The organism is Immundisolibacter sp., from assembly GCF_050250495.1.
Classification (GTDB): Bacteria; Pseudomonadota; Gammaproteobacteria; order Immundisolibacterales; family Immundisolibacteraceae; genus Immundisolibacter.
Map to the genome: position 1 here is coordinate 1 of NZ_JBFWOM010000014.1, position 22,059 is coordinate 22,059.

Annotated in this window: 20 protein-coding genes; 11 read left to right on the forward strand and 9 right to left on the reverse strand. The window is 67.6% G+C overall.

Going from position 1 to position 22,059, the window contains the following annotated elements; all coding sequences use genetic code 11:
- Positions 1-1,213 (forward strand): CoA transferase (locus tag AB7F93_RS10070; protein WP_428302777.1); only part of this gene is annotated, 1,213 nt, incomplete at its 5' end.
- A 561-nt stretch (positions 1,214-1,774) separates the two neighbouring features.
- Entirely contained in the window at positions 1,775-2,374 is a 600-nt protein-coding gene (locus AB7F93_RS10075; RefSeq protein ID WP_428302778.1) for a hypothetical protein, read from the forward strand.
- A gap of 28 nt (positions 2,375-2,402) precedes the next feature.
- Here the strand turns inward: AB7F93_RS10075 and AB7F93_RS10080 are convergent, their stop codons facing one another.
- On the reverse strand, positions 2,403-3,974 hold the full coding sequence (locus AB7F93_RS10080; protein WP_428302779.1) for a hypothetical protein: 1,572 nt from the start codon (positions 3,972-3,974) through the stop codon (positions 2,403-2,405).
- Between the two features lie 331 nt (positions 3,975-4,305).
- Here AB7F93_RS10080 and AB7F93_RS10085 point away from each other — a divergent pair, with 331 nt between their 5' ends.
- The 4 genes from AB7F93_RS10085 to AB7F93_RS10100 all read left to right on the forward strand — a co-directional run bounded on the left by AB7F93_RS10085 (position 4,306) and on the right by AB7F93_RS10100 (position 6,269).
- Positions 4,306-4,539 (forward strand): addiction module protein, encoded by a 234-nt coding sequence (locus tag AB7F93_RS10085; protein ID WP_428302780.1) that lies wholly within the window; start codon positions 4,306-4,308, stop codon positions 4,537-4,539.
- The gene (locus AB7F93_RS10090; protein WP_428302781.1) at positions 4,536-4,832 is read left to right on the forward strand and encodes a type II toxin-antitoxin system RelE/ParE family toxin; all 297 of its coding nucleotides are present in this window, start codon (positions 4,536-4,538) and stop codon (positions 4,830-4,832) included. The genes AB7F93_RS10085 and AB7F93_RS10090 overlap by 4 nt, the downstream gene beginning before the upstream one ends.
- 137 nt (positions 4,833-4,969) lie before the next feature.
- Complete coding sequence (locus tag AB7F93_RS10095) at positions 4,970-5,803, forward strand: class I SAM-dependent methyltransferase (RefSeq protein WP_428302782.1); 834 nt, start codon at positions 4,970-4,972, stop codon at positions 5,801-5,803.
- A gap of 256 nt (positions 5,804-6,059) precedes the next feature.
- Positions 6,060-6,269, forward strand: a complete 210-nt coding sequence (locus AB7F93_RS10100) for a dodecin (RefSeq protein ID WP_428302783.1) — start codon at positions 6,060-6,062, stop codon at positions 6,267-6,269.
- Between the two features lie 35 nt (positions 6,270-6,304).
- On the opposite strand, the gene AB7F93_RS10105 is transcribed toward AB7F93_RS10100, so the two are convergent.
- Genes AB7F93_RS10105 through AB7F93_RS10115 form a run of 3 tightly spaced genes read right to left on the reverse strand, consistent with a single transcriptional unit; the run spans position 6,305 to position 9,229 of the window.
- The gene (locus AB7F93_RS10105) at positions 6,305-6,868 is read right to left on the reverse strand and encodes an exonuclease (protein ID WP_428302784.1); all 564 of its coding nucleotides are present in this window, start codon (positions 6,866-6,868) and stop codon (positions 6,305-6,307) included.
- Positions 6,869-6,874: 6 nt separating this feature from the next.
- A complete protein-coding gene (gene msrB, locus AB7F93_RS10110) occupies positions 6,875-7,276 on the reverse strand; it encodes a peptide-methionine (R)-S-oxide reductase MsrB (protein ID WP_428302785.1) in 402 nt (133 codons plus the stop codon).
- A gap of 48 nt (positions 7,277-7,324) precedes the next feature.
- Complete coding sequence (locus tag AB7F93_RS10115) at positions 7,325-9,229, reverse strand: potassium transporter Kup (protein ID WP_428302786.1); 1,905 nt, start codon at positions 9,227-9,229, stop codon at positions 7,325-7,327.
- A 178-nt stretch (positions 9,230-9,407) separates the two neighbouring features.
- On the opposite strand from AB7F93_RS10115, the gene AB7F93_RS10120 reads away from it, so the two are divergent.
- The 5 genes from AB7F93_RS10120 (at position 9,408) to AB7F93_RS10140 (ending at position 14,336) form a co-directional block, all read left to right on the forward strand.
- A complete protein-coding gene (locus tag AB7F93_RS10120; protein WP_428302787.1) occupies positions 9,408-9,677 on the forward strand; it encodes an AbrB/MazE/SpoVT family DNA-binding domain-containing protein in 270 nt (89 codons plus the stop codon).
- Positions 9,674-10,054, forward strand: coding sequence for a type II toxin-antitoxin system VapC family toxin (locus AB7F93_RS10125; protein WP_428302788.1), 381 nt, complete (start codon positions 9,674-9,676; stop codon positions 10,052-10,054). Before AB7F93_RS10120 ends, AB7F93_RS10125 begins: the two co-directional genes overlap by 4 nt.
- A gap of 126 nt (positions 10,055-10,180) precedes the next feature.
- The gene (locus tag AB7F93_RS10130; RefSeq protein ID WP_428302789.1) at positions 10,181-11,740 is read left to right on the forward strand and encodes a glycosyltransferase family 39 protein; all 1,560 of its coding nucleotides are present in this window, start codon (positions 10,181-10,183) and stop codon (positions 11,738-11,740) included.
- Positions 11,740-13,428: an ABC transporter ATP-binding protein gene (locus AB7F93_RS10135; RefSeq protein WP_428302790.1), complete on the forward strand. Its 1,689-nt coding sequence runs from the start codon at positions 11,740-11,742 to the stop codon at positions 13,426-13,428. The genes AB7F93_RS10130 and AB7F93_RS10135 overlap by 1 nt, the downstream gene beginning before the upstream one ends.
- Positions 13,428-14,336, forward strand: coding sequence for a lysophospholipid acyltransferase family protein (locus tag AB7F93_RS10140; RefSeq protein WP_428302791.1), 909 nt, complete (start codon positions 13,428-13,430; stop codon positions 14,334-14,336). Before AB7F93_RS10135 ends, AB7F93_RS10140 begins: the two co-directional genes overlap by 1 nt.
- An 18-nt stretch (positions 14,337-14,354) precedes the next feature.
- Here the strand turns inward: AB7F93_RS10140 and AB7F93_RS10145 are convergent, their stop codons facing one another.
- Genes AB7F93_RS10145 through AB7F93_RS10165 form a run of 5 tightly spaced genes read right to left on the reverse strand, consistent with a single transcriptional unit; the run spans position 14,355 to position 21,994 of the window.
- Entirely contained in the window at positions 14,355-16,490 is a 2,136-nt protein-coding gene (locus AB7F93_RS10145; protein ID WP_428302792.1) for a putative bifunctional diguanylate cyclase/phosphodiesterase, read from the reverse strand.
- Complete coding sequence (locus AB7F93_RS10150) at positions 16,487-19,282, reverse strand: response regulator (protein ID WP_428302793.1); 2,796 nt, start codon at positions 19,280-19,282, stop codon at positions 16,487-16,489. Before AB7F93_RS10150 ends, AB7F93_RS10145 begins: the two co-directional genes overlap by 4 nt.
- Positions 19,279-19,809, reverse strand: coding sequence for a YfiR family protein (locus AB7F93_RS10155; protein WP_428302794.1), 531 nt, complete (start codon positions 19,807-19,809; stop codon positions 19,279-19,281). The genes AB7F93_RS10150 and AB7F93_RS10155 overlap by 4 nt, the downstream gene beginning before the upstream one ends.
- A complete protein-coding gene (locus AB7F93_RS10160) occupies positions 19,806-19,991 on the reverse strand; it encodes a hypothetical protein (protein ID WP_428302795.1) in 186 nt (61 codons plus the stop codon). The genes AB7F93_RS10155 and AB7F93_RS10160 overlap by 4 nt, the downstream gene beginning before the upstream one ends.
- A gap of 53 nt (positions 19,992-20,044) precedes the next feature.
- On the reverse strand, positions 20,045-21,994 hold the full coding sequence (locus AB7F93_RS10165; protein ID WP_428302796.1) for a TonB-dependent receptor plug domain-containing protein: 1,950 nt from the start codon (positions 21,992-21,994) through the stop codon (positions 20,045-20,047).
- Positions 21,995-22,059 lie beyond the last annotated feature (65 nt).

The following is a 22,059-nucleotide window of genomic DNA, read 5'->3' on the forward strand; positions in this document are numbered from 1 at the left end:
CGCCGTGAGCGGCATCCTCGCCGGCATGCGCGTCATCGAAGGCTCGGCCTTCGTCGCCGCGCCGCTCGGCGGCATGACGCTCGCGCAGATGGGCGCGGAGGTGATCCGCTTCGACCCGCCCGGCGGCGGGCTCGACTACCACCGCTGGCCGGTGACCCAGGACGGCCACAGCCTGTTCTGGGCCGGGCTCAACAAGGGCAAGCGCTCCATCGTGGTGGACTTTCGCAAACCCGAGGGGCGCGAACTGCTCACCGCGCTCATCGCCGCGCCGGGCGAGGACGCCGGCATCTTTCTCACCAACTTCCCGGCCCAGGGCTGGCTGAGTTACGACGCACTCAGCAAACGCCGCGCGGACCTCATCATGCTGAACGTGCAGGGCAGCCGCGACGGCGGCAGCGCGGTGGACTACACCGTCAACCCGCGCGTCGGCTTTCCCGGCATCACCGGCCCGCGCGATGCGGACCGCCCAAGCAACCACGTGCTGCCGGCATGGGACCTCATCACCGGCCAGATGGCCGCCACCGGCATCCTGGCCGCCGAGCGCCACCGCCGCCGCACGGGGCAGGGCCAACTCGTCAAACTCGCGCTGCTGGACGTGGCACTCGCCGTGGCCGGGCACCTCGGGTACCTGGCGGAAGTTGAGATCAACGGCACCGAGCGCGAGCGCACGGGCAATGATCTCTACGGCGCCTTCGGCCGGGACTTCACCACCGCCGATGGCCGGCGCGTGATGGTGGTCGGCCTCACCCCGCGCCAGTGGCAGGCGATCGGCGAGGCCACGGGCCTGGCCGAACCCCTCGCCGCCGCCGGCCGCGCGGCGGGCCTCGACTTCAGCCAGGAAGGGGATCGTTACAACGGCCGCGACGCCATCGCCGCACTCGTCGGCCCGTGGATCGGCGCCCGACCGTACCAGGAAGTCACCGCCGCCTTCGACACCGCCGGCGTGTGCTGGGGTCCGTACCAGGGCTTCCGGGAATTGCTGGAAACCGACCCCGAATGCTCCACCGCCAACCCGTTGTTCGCCGACATCGAACAACCCGACATCGGCCCAACGCTGGCCCCCGGCATTCCGCTCGACTTCTCCGCCACCGCCCGCGTCCCGCCCGCCCCGGCGCCGCGCCTGGGTGCCGACACGGAATACGTGCTGGCGGATATTCTTGGCCTACCGGCGGGGGAGATTGGAAGGTTGGTGGACGCGGGGGTGGTGGGGTAACCTAATTCCACGTTTGACCTCATGTTTTACAGGGAGAACACCATGAAAACTTTCGGCCGACTTATAGTTTTGACATCCCTTTTCCTTACGACTGCTGCGGTTGCTGTGGACGTCGATGAGCAGACTCGGCGGTGCAATATTGAAAAGAACTCACTAACCAACCCATGGCATAAAGAGGGTGCCGAATGCTTGAAGCTGCGATCCATGCTTAATATGCCAGAACCTGCGGTTATTAAAAAAAACGTAACCCCTAAAAGAGTTTTTAACTCGCAAACGGGGCGTTGGTGCACCATCTATCCAGGGAACACGATGCAGTGTGATTAGGTGTCATGGCGCGGAAGTGGTGAGCTAGCGTAGGAAGTCCACAATTTGAAACCGAGGACATCACATCTGGCAGTCGGCTTCAAAAACAGAGGGGCATGGCTTCCCGAATATATTGGGCTTCACTGCGCTGCGCCCAACCCATACGGGCTTAGACAAGTCGTAGGGGGAGGGTTTGGATTGGCACAGCAGAAACGCTACCGCGCGCCGCTTGGCCAAGACTAAAGCAGAAAACACAATATGAACACGGATCAAAAAGCAAATATTGAATGCATTATAACTGCCGTCGCGGAAACCATATTTTCCGCATGGGCACACCTCCATCTTCTTGAAGGCTTGCATCGGGGAGGAACATGCTCCCCAACTGTTGTTCAAAAATTTGAACACTTTTTTGATGAAATATGGCGTGCGACGTTCGACAGCCTGTTTTCTGCCGTTGGCGCGATTCTTGATCAAAAGAAAGGCACCAATTCGCTCCCCGCTTTAATCACTAAAGCCAAAACCTATGGCGATGCCAATCTGAAAAACACCGCAAAATTGGTTCAAGACCGCCTTAACACAGACCGTGGGGCGCTCAAGAAAATGAGGGAGTGGCGTCATGAAGTCGTAGCCCATCGGCCTTCATCGTTTTCAAACATCTTCTACGAAGAGCACGAGCTAACCCTCGATGACGTCAAAGCTGCTTTACGACAACTAGAGCAAATGCTGGACGATTTATCTTTTGAAGCGCTACAACTTCATAATGAACTAGAAACTGGAAGCGAGATCCTCGTGAAACAAGGAGTTGATCTGTTCGCCTGTCTCGCGGAACATAAAAGCGCGGATTCAGAGCAAGCATAACGTCCCTTCGCAGGCCGGGCCTGCAAAACTATCGACGTTCGCTACATTTGCGCCAGCGCCGAATTTCCTCATCGGTCATCACTGGCTTGACTTGGCAGTCGGAGTCGTCCTCTGTCTGGCTGTCGACCCCCGGCTGAATACGAATAGGCGCCTGCGCCGCACGCTCCGCCTCCACCTGTTGTGCAAAGCGTTGCGCTGAATTCAAAGCATCATTTACAAGCGTGTTATTCGAGTCGATTTGTTGGGCGGCTCCCAAGATTTCGATTATTTTCTTATAGTCGTACCGAAGATCGTAGGTCGATGTCAGATTGTAATAAAGTGTCGGGCTTTCGGGGTTCAATTCGATCGCCCTTTGGAACCACACCCTCGCCTCGCCCTTGTTCCCCATCCCCATCCATGCCAACCCGGCATAATTTACCGCGAGAGTATCATTCGGATTCTCGGAGACATGCTGCTCTACGAATTTCACTAGTTCGCTAAAACGACCGGCGTCGTATAGATTCCGAATGTGGCTGTCTGAACCAACGACGCCGGAGGCATTTGTGCCTAAATTCGAATCTGCCAAGGACTGCTCCTGAGTCGGCGCAATTGCGTCGACCATTTCATCGGAGCTTGGCGTCAGCGCCTGCTTCGATAAGTTGGCTTGTACAGTCGGTTGCTGCGGCTCCGCCAGCGCCATCAATAATGCTGGGACGCCGAACAAGACATGCCCTACCCCCACCAAGCTCGCCCAACCCTCAACACCACCCTTATCTCTCACTTTGGCGATAATTTGTTCCTCGGAGTCTGCGGAGCGCCGCGCTTCGGAAATTGCCTCTTTTGCCTTGGCGTAATACAACGCGTTGGCATATGTGGCAAATACTGCCCATGTCGCAACCAAGGACACAAGACCAAGCGCCCTCGTTCCTTCCCCTATCGCCATAAAACAAACAAAAGAGGCGGCGAAGAGCGCGGCCGACCATCCATACAATTTGCGATACAGCGCCCAAGCGTAGCTGAGCAAGAATGAAGACCAGTTCCAGGTTCTTGCCAAAGAAGTTGTCGTGTACCTGAATGCTGGAAAGACCCTCACAATCGGCTTTTTATTCGGCTCCTCGCCCGCAAGACGCTCAAATTGACTAAGATAATATTGACTCTCTTTACTGCCAATAAACGCTGCGCAAAGAGCCGCCGCCTCGCGTAGCGGCTCACTGGCTTGGCCAGAAATGCCGTCATCCTTTGCTGTCGATTCACTGGCAACGAGATGTTCATCGATTCGTGCTCCACCACGCGATAGGCCGGAAGCAGTGGAAAACTTAAACCATTTTCCATAGCCCCATCCGATTGCAAACGCCAGTGGTGCCCCTCCAAATAAACCCAAAAGCCACAAAGCCAGATGAGACGGATCAAAATCAATAAAAAATCTGATCAATTGAGGCATTGAAGCCACATAAATCCATACCCCCAATGCTAAGAGCCCGAGATCAAATGGGGATTTCATAGGCTGCCAAGGCGCCACCAGTATTTGCAGACGGGATGCAATCGCCGACGCAAGAAAAAACGATATAAAAACGACCAGACAGGCTGAGAATGGCCCGGCGTTTTCAATCCATTCGTACACTGCAACCCCCTGTTTAATTTTGCGTCTAACCCGCCGAGTCAGCCGGTGTAGGGTAGGTAAAGCGTGGTGTGCCCACGCGGATTGAATATAGCGAAATATCGCAAATCAACACAGCGGCACAATGTCACGTCGCGACCCCTGTTGGTCTGGCAGCCCGTGTAGGCGGGATCAGGCGCAGCCGTAACCCGCTGCCCCGCGACGATCATTGCGCCGGCGATGGCCTGAATCCTCGGAAGGCGGATCGCGATCCGCCATACGAAAATGGACTGCTTCAATTCGCCGCCGCGGGCGCTGTGGCAAGCTGGCATCGTCCTTGATCCGGGAGGCACCCATGACAACCCCAAGCACTCTGGAAACCCTGCAGGCGCAGGTTCTGCGCCTGCCCAAAGCCGATCGCGAGCGGCTGCTCGAACGCCTGGTGGCGAGTCTGGACGTGGACGTGCAGGCCGAGGAGGAATGGGAGCAGCTAGCGCAAACCCGTGAGGCCGAGCTCGACACCGGGCACGCCGAGGCGGTGCCGCTGGAGGACGCCATGGCCCGGCTGCGGGCGCGGTTCCCTGGGTGAAGGTCGTCCTCCATCCGGGGGCCGAACGCGACGTTGCCGAAGCGGCGGCGTTTTACGCGTCCGAGGCATCCCCCGCGCTGGCGGGCAGGTTCGTTGCCGAGATCGATCGGGTCGCCCGGCTGCTCCTCGACAACCCCGGACTTGGAACGCGGCGATCGCGCGACCGACGCGGCTTTCCGATGTCGGGTTTCCCCTACACCGTCATCTACAAGGGGACGTCAGACGGCATCGTGATCCTGGTGGTGAAACACGACCGGCGGCGCCCGGGCCACGGTGCGGGGCGGACACCGTAAACAGCCCGCGCAGGGCGCGGCAGGCGCAGCCGTAACCCGCCGTCCCGCGTAGTCTTCGCGTCACCGGGGGCGTGAGCATTCTCCGCGTCCATCCCGGCAGGAACTCGACTCTGGCGCCCACAGGAACGGTAATCCCCATGTCGAACGACCTCACCCCCGACCAGGCGGCGTTTCGGCAGTTCGAGCTGGACGGCTGGAAGACGTCGGCGCCGGTGTACTTCGACGCCATCGTCGGCGTGAACAGCCAGTCCGTGCCGGCGCTGCTGGATGCCGCCGGCGTTGCGGCCGGGGTGCGGGTGCTCGATCTCGCCTGCGGGCCGGGGCACATCGCCGCGGCGGCCGCGCAGCGCGGCGCGCAGGTGACGGGGGTCGACTTCAGCCCGCAGATGCTGGCGCAGGCGCGGCGCCGGTATCCGGACATCGCGTTTCAGGCCGGCGACGCGGAGGCGCTGCCGCTGGCGGACGCCAGCGTGGATGCGGTGGTGATGGGCTACGCGCTGTTCCACTTCGCACGGCCGGAGCGGGCATTGGCGGAGTGTGCCCGCGTGCTGCGGCCGGGCGGGCGGGTCGCCTTCACCGCCTGGGCGCTGCCGGTGCCGGGCAGCGCGCTCGCCATCGCCAACGCCTGCCTCAAGGCGCACGCCACGCTCGACCTTGGCTTGCCGGAAGGCACGCCGTTTCACCGTTTCAGCGAACCCGACGAATGCCGCCGCGTGCTGACCGCGGCCGGCTTCGTGGACGTCGGCTTTCGCACCGTGCCGCAGCGCTGGCGCATGGCCGCCGCGGACGATCTGTACGAGGGCCTCAGCCGCGCCTCGGTGCGGATGAAGACGGTGTTCCAGCGCCAGACGCCGGACGTGCAGCAGCGCCTTCGCGCTGCCATGCGCGACGCGGTCGCGGCGCACGCCACCGCCGACGGCTACGTGCTGCAAATGCCGGCGGCGCTGTCCTGGGCACAAAAACCGGCGTAACGGGCGATACGATGGGCCGGTGCCAGCGGGACAGGCGGTGCATGGTCACGGGCGGCGCAAGAGACCGCCCGGACGACATAACAAACCCGAAACGCCCATGGCCCGCGACGCCATCCGCGGCAACCTGGCCATCGTCGGTCCCGGCATTCCTGTTCGCGGCGTGTCGGCAGGCACGCTTGTCCCCTGTGCCTCACAGGTCTAAGGTCAGCTTCCGCCTGCACAGGCGGCCTGCGTCCAGACCACAGGAGGTCAAGCCATGAGCAGCCACACGTACAAGGTGGTGGAGATCGTCGGCTCCTCGCCAAACGGCACCGACGACGCCATCCGTAACGCCATTGCCGAAGCCGGCAAGACGCTGCGCCACCTCGACTGGTTCGAGGTGGTACAGACACGCGGCCACCTGGTCGACGGCAAGGTCGGTCACTTTCAGGTGGCCCTGAAGGTGGGTTTCCGCATCGAGAGCTGACGCGGCGGTCATTCCGCCGCACGAGTCGGGGCAGGCTATCCGCCGCGCGCCCGACTCGCCCGCAGCAGGTTCAGGAACAGCGCGCCCTGTTCCAGCGCGTCGTCGAGCGCCACGTGCGTGTGCGGCAGGTCGGGCGCGAACCACTCGCGCGGCATGTGGCGCTTGGTGGTCTGGCGGAACTCGCAGCCGAGCACGGCCATGGCGAAGCTCTTGATGTCGAGCGCCGAGAAGCCGAATGGGTTGTCGCCGGCATAGCGCGCCAGATACCAGGCCACGAACGAGAAATCGAACGTCACCGGGTAGCCCACGAACACCGGCCGGCCGGGCAGCGCGCGCAGCCAGGCGGCGTAGTCCGGTATGGCTTCGGCGGGATCGCGCGGACTCACGCGGCAGGCGGCCCAGGCTTCGGGCAGGCCAGCCCAGAACTGCGCCGTGCGCGGGTTGACCTTGCCGTCCGGCAGGGTCTCGAAGTTGGCAGTCCACGTCCCGACCAGCCGCCCGTCCGGCAGGTACGCCGCCGAGCCGAGGCTCAGCATGGAGTTCTCGCCGGGCAGGAAGCCGTCGGTCTCGATGTCGGTGCTGACGTAGACCTCCGCCACGGCGAGTTACTTGTCGGCCGGGTCCAGCGTGAGCGACGCCGAGTTGATGCAGTAGCGCAGCCCCGTCGGCCGCGGCCCGTCCGGGAACACGTGCCCGAGATGCGAGCCGCAGCGCGCGCAGTGCACCTCGACGCGCCGCATGCCGTGGCTGGTGTCGACCTCTTCCGCCACCACGGTTTCCCGCGCCGGCTGCCAGAAGCTCGGCCAGCCGCTGCCGGAGTCGTACTTGGTAGCGGAGTCGAACAGCACCTCGCCGCAGCCGGCGCAGCGGTACTGGCCGGGCGTTTTCTCGTCCCAGTAGGCGCCGGTGAAGGCGGGCTCGGTGCCCTTCTGGCGGCAGATGCGGTACTGGTCCGGCGTGAGGCGGGCGCGCCACTCGGCGTCGGTTTCGGGCAATGAATCGCTCATGGGGATGTCCTCGTGGGGTAGCGGTCGGATTGTCGGGCAGGCAAGCCGTCAGATGTCGATCTGGCTGCCGAGTTCGACCACCCGCGCCGACGGCAGGCGGAAGAACTCCGCCGCCGCGCCGGCGTTGCGCATCATCCAGGCGAACAGGTACTCGCGCCACAGCGCCATGCCCGGCAGGCGGGTGGGGATGATGGTCTCGCGGCCGAGGAAGAACGTCGTGTCCTCGGCATCGAGGTCCAGGCCCTGCGCGGCGCACAGCTCGAGCGCGCGCGGAATGTGCGGCTGCTGCATGAAGCCGTAGTGCACGCGCACCACCCAGAAGCCGTGTTCCAGCGGCTGCACCTGCACGCGCCGGGCGGCGTGCACCCACGGGCTCTCGGCGGTCTGCATGGTCACCAGCACCACCCGCTGGTGCAGCACCTTGTTGTGGACGAGGTTCTGCACCAGCGCGCTCGGCGCCCAGGCGGCATTGCCGGTCATGAACACGGCCGTGCCCGGCACGCGGGTGATGTCCGGCCGCAGCGTGCGCAGGAACTCGTCGAGGCCGAGTGTTTCCGCCTGCAGGCGCGCGCCCAGAATCTGCCGCCCGCGCCGCCAGGTGGTGAGCCCCGTGAACAGCGCGAGCGCGATGCTGAGCGGCAGCCAGCCACCGGACACCACCTTCACCGCATTGGCGCCGAGGAAGCCCAGATCAATGACCAGAAACGCCGCCAGCAGCGCGCCGACCAGCGGCTTCGGCCAGCGCCAGGCGAACACCATCACCACCGCGATCAGCAGGCTGTCGACCAGCATGGCGCCGGTGACGGCGATACCGTAGGCCGCCGCGAGACCGGACGACGACCGAAAGCCGAGCACCAGCAGCAGCACGCCGATGAGCAGCATCCAGTTGATGGCCGGGATGTAGATCTGCCCGCGCTCGGCGGCCGACGTGTGGCGGATGCGCAACCGCGGCAGGTAGCCCAGCCGAATCGCCTGCTGCGTTAGCGAAAACGCGCCCGAGATCACCGCCTGGGAGGCAATGATGGTGGCCGCCGTGGCGAGCGCCACCAGCGCCGGGCGCAGGCCGGCCGGTGCCAGCAGGTAGAACGGGTTCTGTACCGCCGCGGGATCGGCCAACAGCAGCGCGCCCTGGCCGAAGTAGTTCAGCGTCAGCGCCGGCCACACCACCGCAAACCAGCCAAGCCGGATCGGCCCGACCCCGAAGTGCCCCATGTCCGCGTACAGCGCCTCGGTGCCCGTGACCGCCAGCACCACCGCGCCCAGCACCACGAAGGCGAGACCCGAATGGCCGGCCAGAAACGCCACGCCGTAGGCGGGATTCAGCGCCGCCAGCACGGAAAGGTTACCCGCCACGCCGATCGCGCCGAGCGTGCCGAGCGTCGCAAACCAGACCAGCGTGAGCGGCCCGAACAGCGCCCCCACGCGCGCCGTGCCGTGGCGCTGGATGAAGAACAGGCCCGCCAGCACGCCGACCGTGATCGGCACCACGTAGTGCGACAGCCCCGGCGCCAGCACGCCCACGCCCTCCACCGCCGACAGCACCGAGATGGCCGGCGTGATGATGGCGTCGCCGTAAAACAACGTCGCCCCGAACACGCCCAGGATCGCCAGCACGTAGGCAAACCGCGGCCGGTCGGCCGTCAGCCGCTGCACCAGCGCCAGCAGGGCGAGGATGCCGCCCTCGCCGTCGTTGTCGGCGCGCATCACGAACGCCACGTACTTGGTCGACACCACCAGCGCCAGCGCCCAGAACAGCAGCGACAGCACGCCGAGCAGGTTGCCCTCGGTCAGCGGCGCCCCGTGCGCGCCGCTGAAGCATTCCTTGAGCGCGTACAGCGGGCTCGTGCCGATGTCGCCGAACACCACGCCGAGCGCGCCCAGCGCCAGCATGGCCGTGGCGCCGCGGCGGTCGGCATGGGGGGTGGATTCGGTGGCGGCGTGCGGCGCGGACATGCGGGCTCCCTGAAACGCGGTGAATGCCGCGCAGGGTAATGGCTTTGGGCGTCGCCCGCGGCGCAGGAGACCACTTGCTGCCGGCGAGTAGTTGCAGGACTGCCGTTCTCGATGTGGCTATGCGCTTCGCGGCCGACCGCGTGCCACAATGCCGCCCACGTGGCACGAGGATCCGAAAATGCCAGACAGCACTGTCAGCAACGAAATACAGCTGGGCCCACAAGGCCGAGTCGTCATTCCGGCGGCGCTGCGCAAGGCGCTGCATCTGGAGCCCGGGGACCGCCTGATCGCCCGCCTTGAAGGCGATGCGCTGGTGCTGGAACGGCGCGAGGCGGTCGGCAAGCGCCTGCAGGACCGCTTTCGCCACATCCCTGCGCACGTCAGTCTGGTCGACGAACTCATCGCCCAGCGGCGCGCCGAGGCCGGGAAAGAGGCCGACACCCCGTGACGGCGGTGCTCGACGCGTCGAGCCTGCTCGCGTTTCTGCACAACGAGCCGGGCGCGCAGCGCGTGTGGGACGCGTTGCCGGGTGCGCTGGTGTCGACCGTGAATTGGTCCGAAGTCGTGCAAAAGGCGCTGCAACGGGACGCCGACATCGCCGGCCTGCACGACGAGTTCGCGCAGATCGGCGTCGAGTTCGTGCCATTCACCGTCGCCCAGGCGGAAATTGCCGCGCTGCTTTGGCCCCGGACGCGCGCGTCGGGCTTGTCGCTCGGCGATCGCGCCTGCCTGGCACTGGCCATGGAACGCCAGGCGCCGCTGCTGACCGCGGATCGGGCCTGGTCCGGCCTCGATATCGGCGTGGCGGTAGAGCAGATTCGCTGACCGCCCGCGGGCAATGGCGGCCAGACCCTGCGCGAACTGGCCCGGCATACCGGGATACCGAACCGGCCGTGGCCGGCGCGGGTGCGGCGGTATCATGCCGCGCCCTGTTGTCGCCCCGCGCTTAACGTGACGTCATCGCCTCCGGCCGCAGCTGCCGCCGTCTCGCCCGTCCTGTCCACGCGGCAACTGCTGACGCTGGCCGGGTTCTTCGTCGCGCTGCGGCTGCTGTTCGCGCCGCTCGCCGACCCCATCGTGGACGAGGCGTACTACTGGCTCTACTCACAGCGCATGGAGCTGGCGTTTCTGGACCACCCGCCGCTGGTGGCGTGGCTGGACTGGCTCGGCACGCGCGCGCTCGGCAACACGCCGGCCGGGGTGCGCAGCGGCGCCCTCGCCTGCGGCCTGATCGCGCTCGCCTACATGTACCGCCTGGCGTGTGCGGTGAGCGCGCGGCGCGAGGTCGCGGCGGGTGCGGTGCTGCTCGGCTGCGCGCTGCCGGGGTTTTTTCTGTCCGGCTTTCTGATGACGCCCGATGCGCCGCTGGTGGCGGCCTGGGCCGCCGGGGTGTTCTATCTGCACCGCGCGCTGGTGCAGGGCGAGGCGCGGGCGTGGCTGGGCGCCGGCTTGGCGATGGGCCTCGGGCTGCTCGGCAAGTATCCGATCGTGCTGCTGGCAGCCGGCGCGGCCGGCTTTGTGCTGACCGATGCCACCGCGCGGCGCTGGCTCGCCCGCCCGCAGCCGTATCTGGCGGTGCTGCTGGCGCTCGCGCTGTTCTCGCCGGTGCTGATCTGGAACGCGCAGCACGACTGGGCGTCGTTCGCGTTTCAGGGCAGCCGGCGGGTGCAGCAGGAGTTCGAGTTCTCGACCCACCTGCTGGCGGCGCACGTGCTGCTGCTGCTGTTCCCGACCGGCGCGCTGGCGGCCTTGGGCGTCGCCACGCGGCGCACGTGGCGCGCGCAGGCGGTGGCGGACGCGCGCAGCCGGCGCTTTTTGCTGTGGACGGCGGCGGTGCCGTTTGGCGTGTTCTTCGTGTTCAGCCTGTTCAATTACCCGCATTTCCACTGGACCGGGCCGGCCTACATCGGTCTATTGCCGTTTCTGGCCGCCACGCTGGCGCTGCCCGCACCGGCCGGTGACGGCCTGCGGCAGCGGCTCGCCCGCCTGTGGCGGCCGTCGCTGTATGCGCTCGGCGCGATTTACGCGCTGTCGGCCGTCTACATCGTGTGGGGCCTGCCGGGCGTGCCGTACCCGACGCACAGCAAGGATTACCTCGCCTGGCGCGAGGCGGCGGACGCCGTGCACGCGCTCGAACAGCAGGTGGAACGCGACACCGGCCAGCGGCCGCTGGTGGCCGGCATGAGCAAGTGGTCGATTGCCGCTGGCCTCGCGTTTCACGACACCGACGGCCGGCGCGACAACATCACCTCACGCAACATCGTGGGCGGCACGGCGGCCATGTTCGAGTACTGGCTCGACGACGCGAGCGGCGGCCGGCGGCCGGTGCTGCTGGTGGATTTCGAGCGCAAGGATCTCGAAGACCCGGCGATCGACACGGCGCTGGTCGGCGTCGGCCCCATCCAGGAACAGACCCTGCACTGGCGCGGGCAGGTGATCCGCCACCTCTACTACCGCATCGCCGCCGGCTACCGGCCGGACGCGGTGCGGCGCGTGCCCCGGGGCCGCTGATGCGGCTGCTGGCGCATTTCGCGCGCGCCTACCCGGCACGCGGCCTGCTGACGCTGCTGGCGCTGCTGCTGGCGGGCCTGCTGGACGGCGTCGGCCTGTCCTCGCTGCTCGCCATGCTGGTGTCGGTGGCGGGCGACGGCGCCGGGCTGCCGTTGCCGGCGCGGCAGGTGACGCAGTTCCTGGCGGCGATCGGCCTGCCGCCGGGCATCGAGCCGGTGCTGGTGCTGATGGTGGTCGCCATGCTGGCCAAGGCGGTGCTGACGTTGGCCGCCAACGCGCAGGTGGGCTACACGGTGGCGCGGGTGGCGACCGACCTGCGCCTTGGCCTGCTGCGCGCGGTGCTGGCGAGCCGCTGGGAGTACTACCTGCGCACGCCGGTGGGCGCGCTGTCGAACGCCATTTCCGGCGAGACCAACCGCGCCGCCAACGCCTACTTCAACGCCGCGCAGATGCTGGCGCTGCTGGTGCAGGCCGTGATCTACAGCGTGCTGGCGCTGCTGGTGTCCTGGCAGGCCACGGCGGCGGCGCTGCTGATCGGTGGCGGGCTGATGCTGGCGATGGGCGGGCTGGTGCGCCGGGCGCGCCGGGCCGGTACCCGCCAGTCGCAGCTCACCACGGCGCTGGTGGCCTACCTCACGGACGTGCTGCAGTCGGTGAAGCCGCTGAAGGCGATGGGGCGCGAGGATCTCGCCGACGGCATCCTGGCGCGCCAGACGCAGCAGATCGACAAGGCACTGCGCAAGCAGGTGATCGCCAAGGAGGCGCTGCCGGCGGTGCAGGATCCACTGCTCGCCTCGCTCGCGGCCGCGGGGCTGTACGTGGCCATCCAGCGCCTGGGCCTGTCGCTGGCGTCGGTGATGGTGGTGATCTTTCTGCTGGCGCGGGTGCTGGGTTACTTCACCAAGGTGCAGCGCCAGTACCAGCACATGGTGAGCAGCGAGGGCGCCTACTGGCTGCTCAGGCGCGCCATCGACGACGCCCGCGCGGCGGCCGAGCCGCCGGCCGGCGGGGTGGCGCCAACGCTCACGCGTGGCATCGAACTGCGCGGCGTGCGCTTTGCGTACGGCGAGCGGACGGTGCTGGACGGCGTGGATCTCACCGTGCCGGCCGGGCGGCTCACCACGCTGATCGGCCCGTCCGGCGCCGGCAAGACGACGCTGGTCGACATCGTCATCGGCCTGCTGCACCCACAGTCCGGGACCGTGCTGATAGACGACCAGCCGCTGGAAACGCTCGACCGGCGCGCCTGGCGGCGCATGATCGGCTACGTGCCGCAGGAAACCCTGCTGCTGCACGACAGCGTGCTCGCCAACGTGACGCTGGCCGACCCGGCGCTGACACGCGAGGACGCCGAGCGCGCGCTGCGCCAGGCCGGCGCCTGGGATTTCGTGGCGGCGCTGCCACAGGGGCTCGACACGCCGGTCGGCGAGCGTGGCGGCAAGCTGTCCGGCGGCCAACGTCAGCGCATCGCCATTGCCCGCGCGCTGGTGCACGAACCGGCGCTGCTGATGCTGGACGAGCCGACGTCGGCGCTCGATACCGCCGCCGAGGCGGCCGTGCGCGACACGCTGCGCGCGCTCAAGGGCCGCTACACGCTGCTCGCCATCACGCACCGCCCGGCGCTGCTCGACGTGTCCGATCAGGTGCAGCACATCGCCGACGGCGCCCTGACCGCCGCCGCACCCTGATGGCCACGCTGCGCAAGCGTTACGTGCTGCCGCTGCGCCGCGCCTGGCGGCGCGGGGTGTTTCGCACGCTGCGGGCAATCGCCCGTGTACTGGCGCCGCACCCGCGCGCCACGCGGGCGGTCGGGCGGTTTTTCGCCTGGCTCAACTACACGCTGCGACCGGGTGAACGGCGGCGCGATCTCACAAATCTGCGCGTGGCGCTGCCCGGCCGGCCCGATGCGGACCTGCGCCACATCGCGCGCGAGTCGCTGGTCGATGCGAGCGTCGGCGCGCTTGAGTTCCTGCAACTGGTGGACGACGCCATCCCGGCGGCGCAGTTTCTGGGGGAGGTCGCGGTCCACGGCCGCGAGCACCTTGATGCCGCACTCGCCGGCGGGCACGGCGTGCTGGCGGTCGGCCTGCACCTTGGGCATTTCGGCAAGGTACCGCTGTGGCTGGCGCAGGCGGGCTACCCGGTCACGCTGGTGATCCGCGAGGCGCGCCAGGTGCCGCCCGGCTACTACATCGCCGCACTGGAGCGCCTCGGCATCGAGGCGATCCGCATCGAACGCGAGCAGGCCGCCGCGCCGCGCGTGCTGGACGCGCTGCGCCGCGGGCGGGTTGTGATGATCTACCTCGACCAGGGCGTCAAGAACGACGGCGGCATCGAGATCGACTTTCTCGGCAAGCGCGTGCCGATGCCGGCCGGACCGCTGGTGCTGGCGCGCCGCGCACGGGCGCCGATCGTGCCGGTGTTCCTGCACCCGGCGCTGCACGAGATCGTGGTGCATCCGGCGCTCGCGGCGCCGGCCGGCACGCTGCGCGAGGACGACCCGACGCTGCATGCGCTGTATCGCCTCGCCGAGGCGGAAATCCGCGCCCATCCTGCCTACTGGCAGTGGCGTTACCGGCGCTGGGGGCGCGACTGAAGCTCTGGCGGCGGCGCCTTACCCTCGCTGCGGCAGGCCCGGTAGCGGCTCCAGCAGGTCAAAGCGCCAGCGCTTGGCGGCGAGCGCCGGCACGTCGGCCGCCGGCACCGGCCGGCTGAGGTAGTAGCCTTGCAGGTAGTTGCAGCCGATGGCCATCAGCGCCTGCGCCTGCGGGAGCGTCTCCACGCCTTCGGCGGTGACGTCCATGCCCAGGCTGTCGGCCATGGCCAGCACGGCGCGCACGATGGCGGCACTTTCCCCGCCGTCCAGCAAGCCGGCCACGAACGCCCGGTCGATCTTGAGCTTGCCGATCGGCATGCGCGTGAGGTAGGCGAGCGACGAGTAGCCGGTGCCGAAATCGTCGAGCGCGGTGCGCACGCCGTGATCGCGCAGGACCTCCAGCATCGCTCGCGCGACCGCGGCGTTCTCCATCAGCAGGCTCTCGGTGATTTCCACCTCCAGCAGCTCGGCCGGCAAGCCGGTGGTGGCCAGGGCGCCCATGATCTGCTTTGGCAGTTTGGCGGAGCCGAACTGCTTGGCTGACAGGTTCACCGCTACCGCCACCGGGTTGCCGGATCGCATCCATTCGGCGGCATCCGCACAGGCCGTGCGTAAAACCCACTGCCCGATGCGGTCGATCAGCCCCGTTTCTTCCGCCAGCGGAATGAACTCAAGCGGCGACACCACGCCGCGTTCCGGATGCTGCCAGCGCAGCAGCGCCTCGAACGAGGTCGCCCGGCCGCTCCCGACGTCAATCTGCGGCTGATACACGAGGCGGAACTCGTCGCGCTCCAGGGCCACCCGCAGGCTCGCGTCGAGCGCCATGCGCCGATGCAGACGCTCGGTCTGCGCCGCGTCGTACAACTGCGCGTGGCCGCGGCCGGCGCCCTTGGCCTGGTACATGGCGGTGTCGGCGTGCTTGAGCAGCGTTTCGGCGTCCTCGCCGTCCTGCGGATAGATGGCGATGCCGATGCTGCTGCCGAGCGTGACCACGCGGCCCTCGATCTCGAACGGCTCGCGCATCGCCTGACCCATCCGCTCGGCCACGGCGAGCGCGTCCTGCGCGCGAGTAATGCCGAGCACCAGCGCGGTGAACTCGTCGCCGCCCAGGCGTGCCAGCTCCACATCGGGCTCGGCACCGGCCCGCGCCAGCACGTCGGTTGGGCGCAGCATGGCACGCAGCCGGTCGGCCGCCGCCTGCAGCACCTGGTCGCCGGCCGAATGGCCGAGGGTGTCGTTGATGTTCTTGAAGCCGTCAAGGTCCATGAACAGCACCGCCAGCGGCTGTTGGTGCTCGGCGTTCTCGCGGATCTTTCGGTCCACCCGTTCCAGGAACGACTGGCGGTTCGGCAGGCCGGTCAGGCCATCGAAATAGGCCAGTCGGGCGATGCGCCGCTCGGCGTCCTTGCGCTCCGTGATGTCCCGCGCCACCAGGATGAAACGCGGCTCGGCGTCGGGCGCCACCGCCTTGCACGACACGGACAGCTCGAACCAGTGGCTGCCGGACCGCCCGACCACTTCGGCCTGTCGGCCGGTGGACAAGCCCTTCTGATGCGCCTCGCGCAGGGCCGCGAGACAAACGTCGGCGGGCGAACCCGGCGCCACGTCGGCGACGTTTCGACCCACCCAGGGGCCCGTGGCCTGCACCAGCTGCCCGGAGCGGGTCGCCCAGGCGTCGAGAATATTGCCGTCGAGGTCGAGCTCGAACAGGTCGTCCGGCAGGGCATTCAGGATAGCCGCGTTGCGCGCCTCGGCCGCGCTCAAGCTGACCGTCGTGTGGTGGCTGCGGAACAAGTAACGCAAGCGGTGGCCGATCAGCGCCCAGTTGATGGGCTTGGCGATGAAGTCGGTCGCCCCGCAGTCGTAGGCGGCCTGCACCGAATCGACGTCGTCGAGCCCGGTCACCATGACGATGGGCAACAGCGGGCCGGCCGAGGCCCGCAGGGCATCGCAGACCTCATAGCCGCTGCGGCCGGGCATGTCGACGTCGAGCATCACCAGGTCCGCCGGCCTGGCGTGAAACTGCCGCAGCGCGTCGTCGCCATCCACCGCCAGGCGTACCTCGTAGCCCGCCTTGTGCAGCGCCGCCTGCATTACCAGGCGCGCATCGTGCGCGTCGTCCACCACCAGAATGGAGCGACGGGGCGCGTTCATGCGGCTTTCGCCAGCAGCGCGCGCAGCGAAGCCAGCGCATGCGGCTGCTCAAGCCGCAGCTGCTCCAGGCCGGCCGCGGCGTCTTGCATGCGCGCCTCACGGGCGCAGCGTTCGAGCGCGCGGTAGCACTTCGCCAGCGCATCGGCACCCAGCGTGGCGGCACTGGAGGCCACCGGATGGGCGGCACTGGCGAGCGCGCGGCTGTCGCCCGCGCGCACCGCCGCTTCGACCCGCGCCAGGTTGTCGGCGGCGGCGTCCAGGAAGGACTGCACCAGCTCGTCCAGCAGCGCCGTGCTGCCGGGCGCTTCGAGCGCCCGCAGCGTAGCGATGGCCTTCGGATTGATGGCCACTGCGGATACTTCCGGCGTCGGATGCTCAGGCGCCGAGGTGTCGGTTGGCGTGTCGGCTGGCGGGTCGACCAGCGGATCGGCGCTGGGGGCGGCCGGCAGCCAGGCCGACAGCGTCTGGTGCAGCTCGTCGAGCGTGAACGGCTTGGCGAGGAAGGCATTCATCCCGGCGGCCAGACACGTCTGCTCGTCACCGCCCAAGGCATTGGCGGTGACGGCGATGATCGGCACGCCGGCGCTGCGACGGTTGCTCAACGCACGGATCGCGGCGGTGGCCTGGAAACCATCCATGACCGGCATCTGGCAATCCATCAGCACCAGGTCGAACGCGTTCTCTTGCACCTGCTGCACCGCCTTGGCGCCGTTCTCGGCCAGGTCCCACTTCAGCCCGAGCTTGCCGAGCATGTTGGTGGCGACGGTCTGGTTGATCCGGTTGTCCTCCACCAACAGCACCCAGCCGCGCAGCTGCTGTGCGGCTCTGGCTTCCGATGCCGAATCTGTCGGTGCCTCGACCACGGTCGGCGCCGATCGGTCGCCCCGCGGGCTGTCGATGACGGCCGTGACGGCCTGCATCAGATCGCTTCGGCGCACGGGCTTGGTCAGCAAGAATTCGATACCCGCCTCGGCGCAGGCCTGCGTATCGAGACTCGCCACACTCGACTGCAAGCCGATCAGGCGCAGCGGCGCGCCCCTGGACTGCTGCACCAGCGCCCGCGCCATCAGCAGCGGGTCCACCTTGGGCATGTGCATGTCCAGAATGGCGAAATCGAAGGGCCGCTTGGCCTGCACCGCCTCGGTGATGGCCGACTGCGCACGCAGGCCGCTGTCGACACACAGCACCTGCAGCTGCCAGTCCTGCAACTGTTGCTTCAGCGCGTCGCGCTGCAGGCGGTTGTCCACCACCACCAAGGCGCGGCGGCCGACCAGTTGCGGCGCGAATTGCGCCTCGCGCGACAAGGCCCGCGCCCACGGCAAGTGCAGATCGATGATGAACGTCGAGCCCTTGCCCGGCTTGCTCTCGACCCGGATGGTGCCGCCCATCAGCGACAGCAGGCTGCGGCAAATCGCGAGCCCGAGGCCGGAGCCACCGTACTGGCGCGTGGTGGACCCGTCCGCCTGTGCGAAGTGTTCGAAGATGCGCTCGTGCGCCTCGGCCGCGATCCCGATGCCGCTGTCGCGCACGCTGATCTGCACTGTCGCGCCGGTATCGCGTTCCTCCAGCAAGGCCAAGCGCACCAGGATCTCGCCGTGGGCGGTGAACTTGATGGCGTTGCTGAGCAGGTTGGCGACCACCTGACGCAGGCGGTGGGCGTCACCGCACACCACCAGCGGCGCGCTCGGCGGCTCGACCTGCACCACCAGCTCGAGCCCTTTGGCTGCCGCCGGTTGGGCGAACATCGCCGCCGCTTCCTCGACGACGTCGACCAGGTCCAGATCGGCCTGCTCGGGCGACAGGTTGCCGGACTCGATCTTGGAGAAGTCGAGGATGTCGTTGATGACGCCAAGCAGGTGACGGCCGGAACTGCGCACCGCCAGCGCCCACTCGCGCTGCTGCGGCTGCAGGGTGCTGTCGAGCAGCAGGTCGTTCATGCCAAGTACGCCGTTCATCGGCGAGCGGATTTCGTGGCTCATGGTGGCGAGGAACTCGCTCTTGGCCTGACTGGCGGCTTCGGCCGCTTCCTTGGCCTGCATGAGCTGGGCGGTGCGCGCGGCGACCTCGTCCTCCAGATGATCGCGCTGGGCGGCGAGCAGGCGGTCGCGCTCGTCGATCTGCTCCAGCATGGCGTTGAAGCCCTCGCTGAGCTTGGCCAGCTCGGCGATTTCGCCAGGCTCCACGCGCACGCTGTAGTCGCCTGCCTCCGATACCTGCTGCATTACCGTATCGAGCGCGCCAAGCGGACCGAGCACCTGCGTGTTCAGGCGGTTCAGCATCGCGTGACTGACGCGCAGCGCCAGCAGCGCGGCCACCAGCGTCACCAGCAGCACCCAGGCGGTTTGCTCGTAGACAGTGGCGAGGCTGACTGTGAGCACCAGCCGGCCTGTGCCGCCGGTTTCGCCTGCGCCCTGATCCACCGCAAGCCGGGTCAGGCTCAATCGCCGCTTGCCGGTCAGAGGGTCACGCAGCTGCGGTGGGGCATCGCCCTCGCGCAGGTAGGTCGCGAACAACTGGCCGTCTGGGCCGTACAGCGCGGCGGCGATGACGTTCGGCGAGAAGCGCAGATACCTCAACACCTCGGCGGCGGCGTCGCGGTCCTCGAAGGTCACCGCGGCGTCAGTGCTCTCGGACAGCACGCGGGCCTGCACCCGGCTGCCCTCGACCAGCGTCCACACGCCCAGGCTGAAGCTGCCGAGTACCACCAGCAGCGCGACGATGCCGACCGCCGCCGTGAGCGTCGTGCGGTTGATGCGGTTAAGGATGTCGCGCAGGGCAAAGGCGGGCGTCATTGCTGCACCGTGGTGGCCAGGCTGAGCAGCTTGGAACTGAGGTTCAGGCCGGCGCCGCGGGCCGCCCGCTGGCTGGCCTCGAAGGTCACCTTGCGGTCGGCCAGGCGCATGTTGACCATCACGCCCTGACCGAGTGCACCGGGGCTGTCGGCCACGCTCAGCAGCGGCTGGCCCTGCAGGGACTTTGCCAGCAGCGACCACCGCGCGATGGCCCCGGCGCTGACAAACGTGGCCTGACAGTGCGCCAGCGACTGCCCCAGGGCGACGCGGTGCACGGCGACCGTGCGCCCGCCGATGGTCTTGCCGCGCAGGCCGTCGATCTCGGCACCAAACGGGTCCTCGCCATAAACGCACAGGTTCAGCGTCTTGCCGGTGGCCTCGGGCCACTGGGTGAAACGCATGAAATTGAATACGAAGGCAGCCTTCAGGCGGTATTCGGGCACCTCGTCGGCGCGGGCAGCAGATGCCCAGGCACCGCATACCGCAATCGCCCAACAGGTCAGCACGCGCAAGACCCCGTGCCTCATGACCGCCCCCCGAAGCCGGGCCCTGCCGACTGCACGGTTGCCAGGCGGTTGTGCCGGTCGACCGTCGCCCGCACCGCTATGCGCAGCCGCAGCAGCTCCTCCAGCGGCAAGGTCAAGAGCTGCGGCAGCGTGAGCGGGTAGGCGGGCAACGGCGCGGCGAGCGCCACCGCCGCCAGGGCCACGCTCAGTGCAGCGCGGATTGGTCTCCAGACTTGCCGTAGCGCGCGCATGGGCCTCAGAACCGGTAATCCACGCGCAGGCGCGCGCTGCGGCCATCCTGGGCCAGGCGGGTCTGCCAGTTGTTGTCGGAGCCCGGCTGGGCGTAGTCGGCGTCCCACAGGTTGTAGATGCCGGCCGAAACCGTCACCCCCTGGACCCAGTCGGCGGCCACCACGTTCAGGTTGGACAACCAGTAGCCGCCGATGCGGCTGCCGTCGATGGCCTCACGATGGCTGCCGTACTGCATCTCGTAGCCGAGGCGAAGGCCGGTATCCAGTAGCGGAATCGACAGATTGAGCTTGCCGAGCAGACTCGGCGAGTTGCTCAGGCGCCGGTTGTCGATGTCTCGGGCGTGCTGATAACTGACGCTCGTGCGCAGCCGGGTGCCGCCCTCCCACACCTTGGTGGCGGACAGCTCACCGCCGTAGGTCGTGATGTCGTCGCAGTTCTGGTACTGCGGATTGCCGGTCAGGGGGTTGGTTTCCAGTGTCACCAGGTTCTGCATCGTCCAGTAATAGACCGACGCGCGCAGCGACAGGTCGTTCCCAAGACGGTGATCGGTGACCAGTTCCAGCGTGTCGACCGTTTCCTTCCGCAGCGACGGATTCGGATCCAGAAACGTGGCCGTGAACTCGCTTTCGTACGCGTTGGGCGCCCGGTGGGCCCGGCCGTACAGCAGCTTCCAGACGGCATCGGGGGCGGCGTGCCAGATCAGCCCGACCCGCGGGCTGACCGCCGTGCCGCTGACATCGTTGCGATCCACCCGCATGCCGAGCGTCACGCTGAGCGCCTTCCCCAGCGCCCAGTCGTCCTGCGCATACACGCCCGCTCGCCAACCGGAACCGTGAACCCTGGACGTATTGGCGGGGTCGACCAGATCGACGAAGTCCTGATCCAGGCGCGTGTTGGCCTGGTACTCGACGCCGGCCATCAGCGTGTGTCCGGCATAGGCAGTCGACAGCAGCTGCGCTTCGGCGCCGTACCAGTCGCTGGAGGTCGGGTTCCGGGTCGGTGAGCCGGTATAGACGAAGGGCGCCGTGTAGCGCTGCCGCCCCATGAACAGGCGCCCGGACAGCCGCAGCGTGTCCGCGGCGTAGCGGTCCTCGTAACCCAGCTGCGCCAGCAGCTGGCGGTCGCGTTGGTACTGGCCGCGGGTGAGCGGATCGCTGAGGTAGGTGCCGAGCGGGTCGTCCTTGCGCCGGTCGCCGTAGCTCGCACGCACGGTCCAGGGACCGGCGGAGAGGCTGCCGAAGGCTTCGCGATCGCGTTCGCCGTCGAGTCCGTTGGCCCGGCCGGACACGCCCGCGGGGCCGAAATCCACAAACAGATCCTCGCCCTCGGCGTTCATGCCGGACACCGACGCGAGCACGTCCACGCCGTTCGAGAGCGTCCCGCCCCAGCTGGCGCGCCCCCGGCGCGTCATCTGCGGATCCTGATAGGAGGCGGACAGCTCCGCGCCGTTCATCGAGGCGCCGCTGCGCGTGACCACGTTGATCACGCCCAACAACGCGTTCGAGCCATACACCGCGCCGCCTGGCCCCGGGATGTACTCAATGCGCTCGATGAGGTCCATGTCGAGCGAAAATTCGTTGCCGACGAAGGCCTGGTCAAACACAGCATCGTTGACGCGGTTGCCGTCAACGGTGAGCAGCATGCGGGTGTTGTAGTCCCCAGGCGCCGAGAAGCCGCGCGTGCCCACGTAGCTGTACTGGCGGTCGTAGGTGGTGTAGATGCCCGGCAGACTGCTCAGGGCTTCCGCAAGGCTGCGCCAACCGAACGCCTCGATTTCGGCGCGCGTGATCACGCTCACCGCAGCGGCGACTTCGCTCTGCTTCTGCTCGTACTTGGACGCGCCGGTGACGGTGGTGTCGAGCAGCTGCTCAAAGCTCAGGTCGGTCAGCTCGGCGGCCTGCGCCAGCCCGAAACACGACACGAGCACCGCCGCAGCCGGCGCCGTGCGGCGCACTGCTCGCGTGTCGAACGCAGTCCGGGCCGAGCCCGCTGGCCTGCCGAATCGGTGCATGTATCACT

Coding starts and splice junctions, on each gene's coding strand:
- AB7F93_RS10075 (WP_428302778.1), top strand. CDS start 1,775: ATGAACACGGATCAAAAAGCAAATATTGAATGCATTATAACTGCCGTC.
- AB7F93_RS10085 (WP_428302780.1), top strand. CDS start 4,306: ATGACAACCCCAAGCACTCTGGAAACCCTGCAGGCGCAGGTTCTGCGC.
- AB7F93_RS10095 (WP_428302782.1), top strand. CDS start 4,970: ATGTCGAACGACCTCACCCCCGACCAGGCGGCGTTTCGGCAGTTCGAG.
- AB7F93_RS10100 (WP_428302783.1), top strand. CDS start 6,060: ATGAGCAGCCACACGTACAAGGTGGTGGAGATCGTCGGCTCCTCGCCA.
- msrB (WP_428302785.1), bottom strand. CDS start 7,276: ATGAGCGATTCATTGCCCGAAACCGACGCCGAGTGGCGCGCCCGCCTC.
- AB7F93_RS10115 (WP_428302786.1), bottom strand. CDS start 9,229: ATGTCCGCGCCGCACGCCGCCACCGAATCCACCCCCCATGCCGACCGC.
- AB7F93_RS10120 (WP_428302787.1), top strand. CDS start 9,408: ATGCCAGACAGCACTGTCAGCAACGAAATACAGCTGGGCCCACAAGGC.
- AB7F93_RS10135 (WP_428302790.1), top strand. CDS start 11,740: ATGCGGCTGCTGGCGCATTTCGCGCGCGCCTACCCGGCACGCGGCCTG.
- AB7F93_RS10140 (WP_428302791.1), top strand. CDS start 13,428: ATGGCCACGCTGCGCAAGCGTTACGTGCTGCCGCTGCGCCGCGCCTGG.
- AB7F93_RS10145 (WP_428302792.1), bottom strand. CDS start 16,490: ATGAACGCGCCCCGTCGCTCCATTCTGGTGGTGGACGACGCGCACGAT.
- AB7F93_RS10150 (WP_428302793.1), bottom strand. CDS start 19,282: ATGACGCCCGCCTTTGCCCTGCGCGACATCCTTAACCGCATCAACCGC.
- AB7F93_RS10155 (WP_428302794.1), bottom strand. CDS start 19,809: ATGAGGCACGGGGTCTTGCGCGTGCTGACCTGTTGGGCGATTGCGGTA.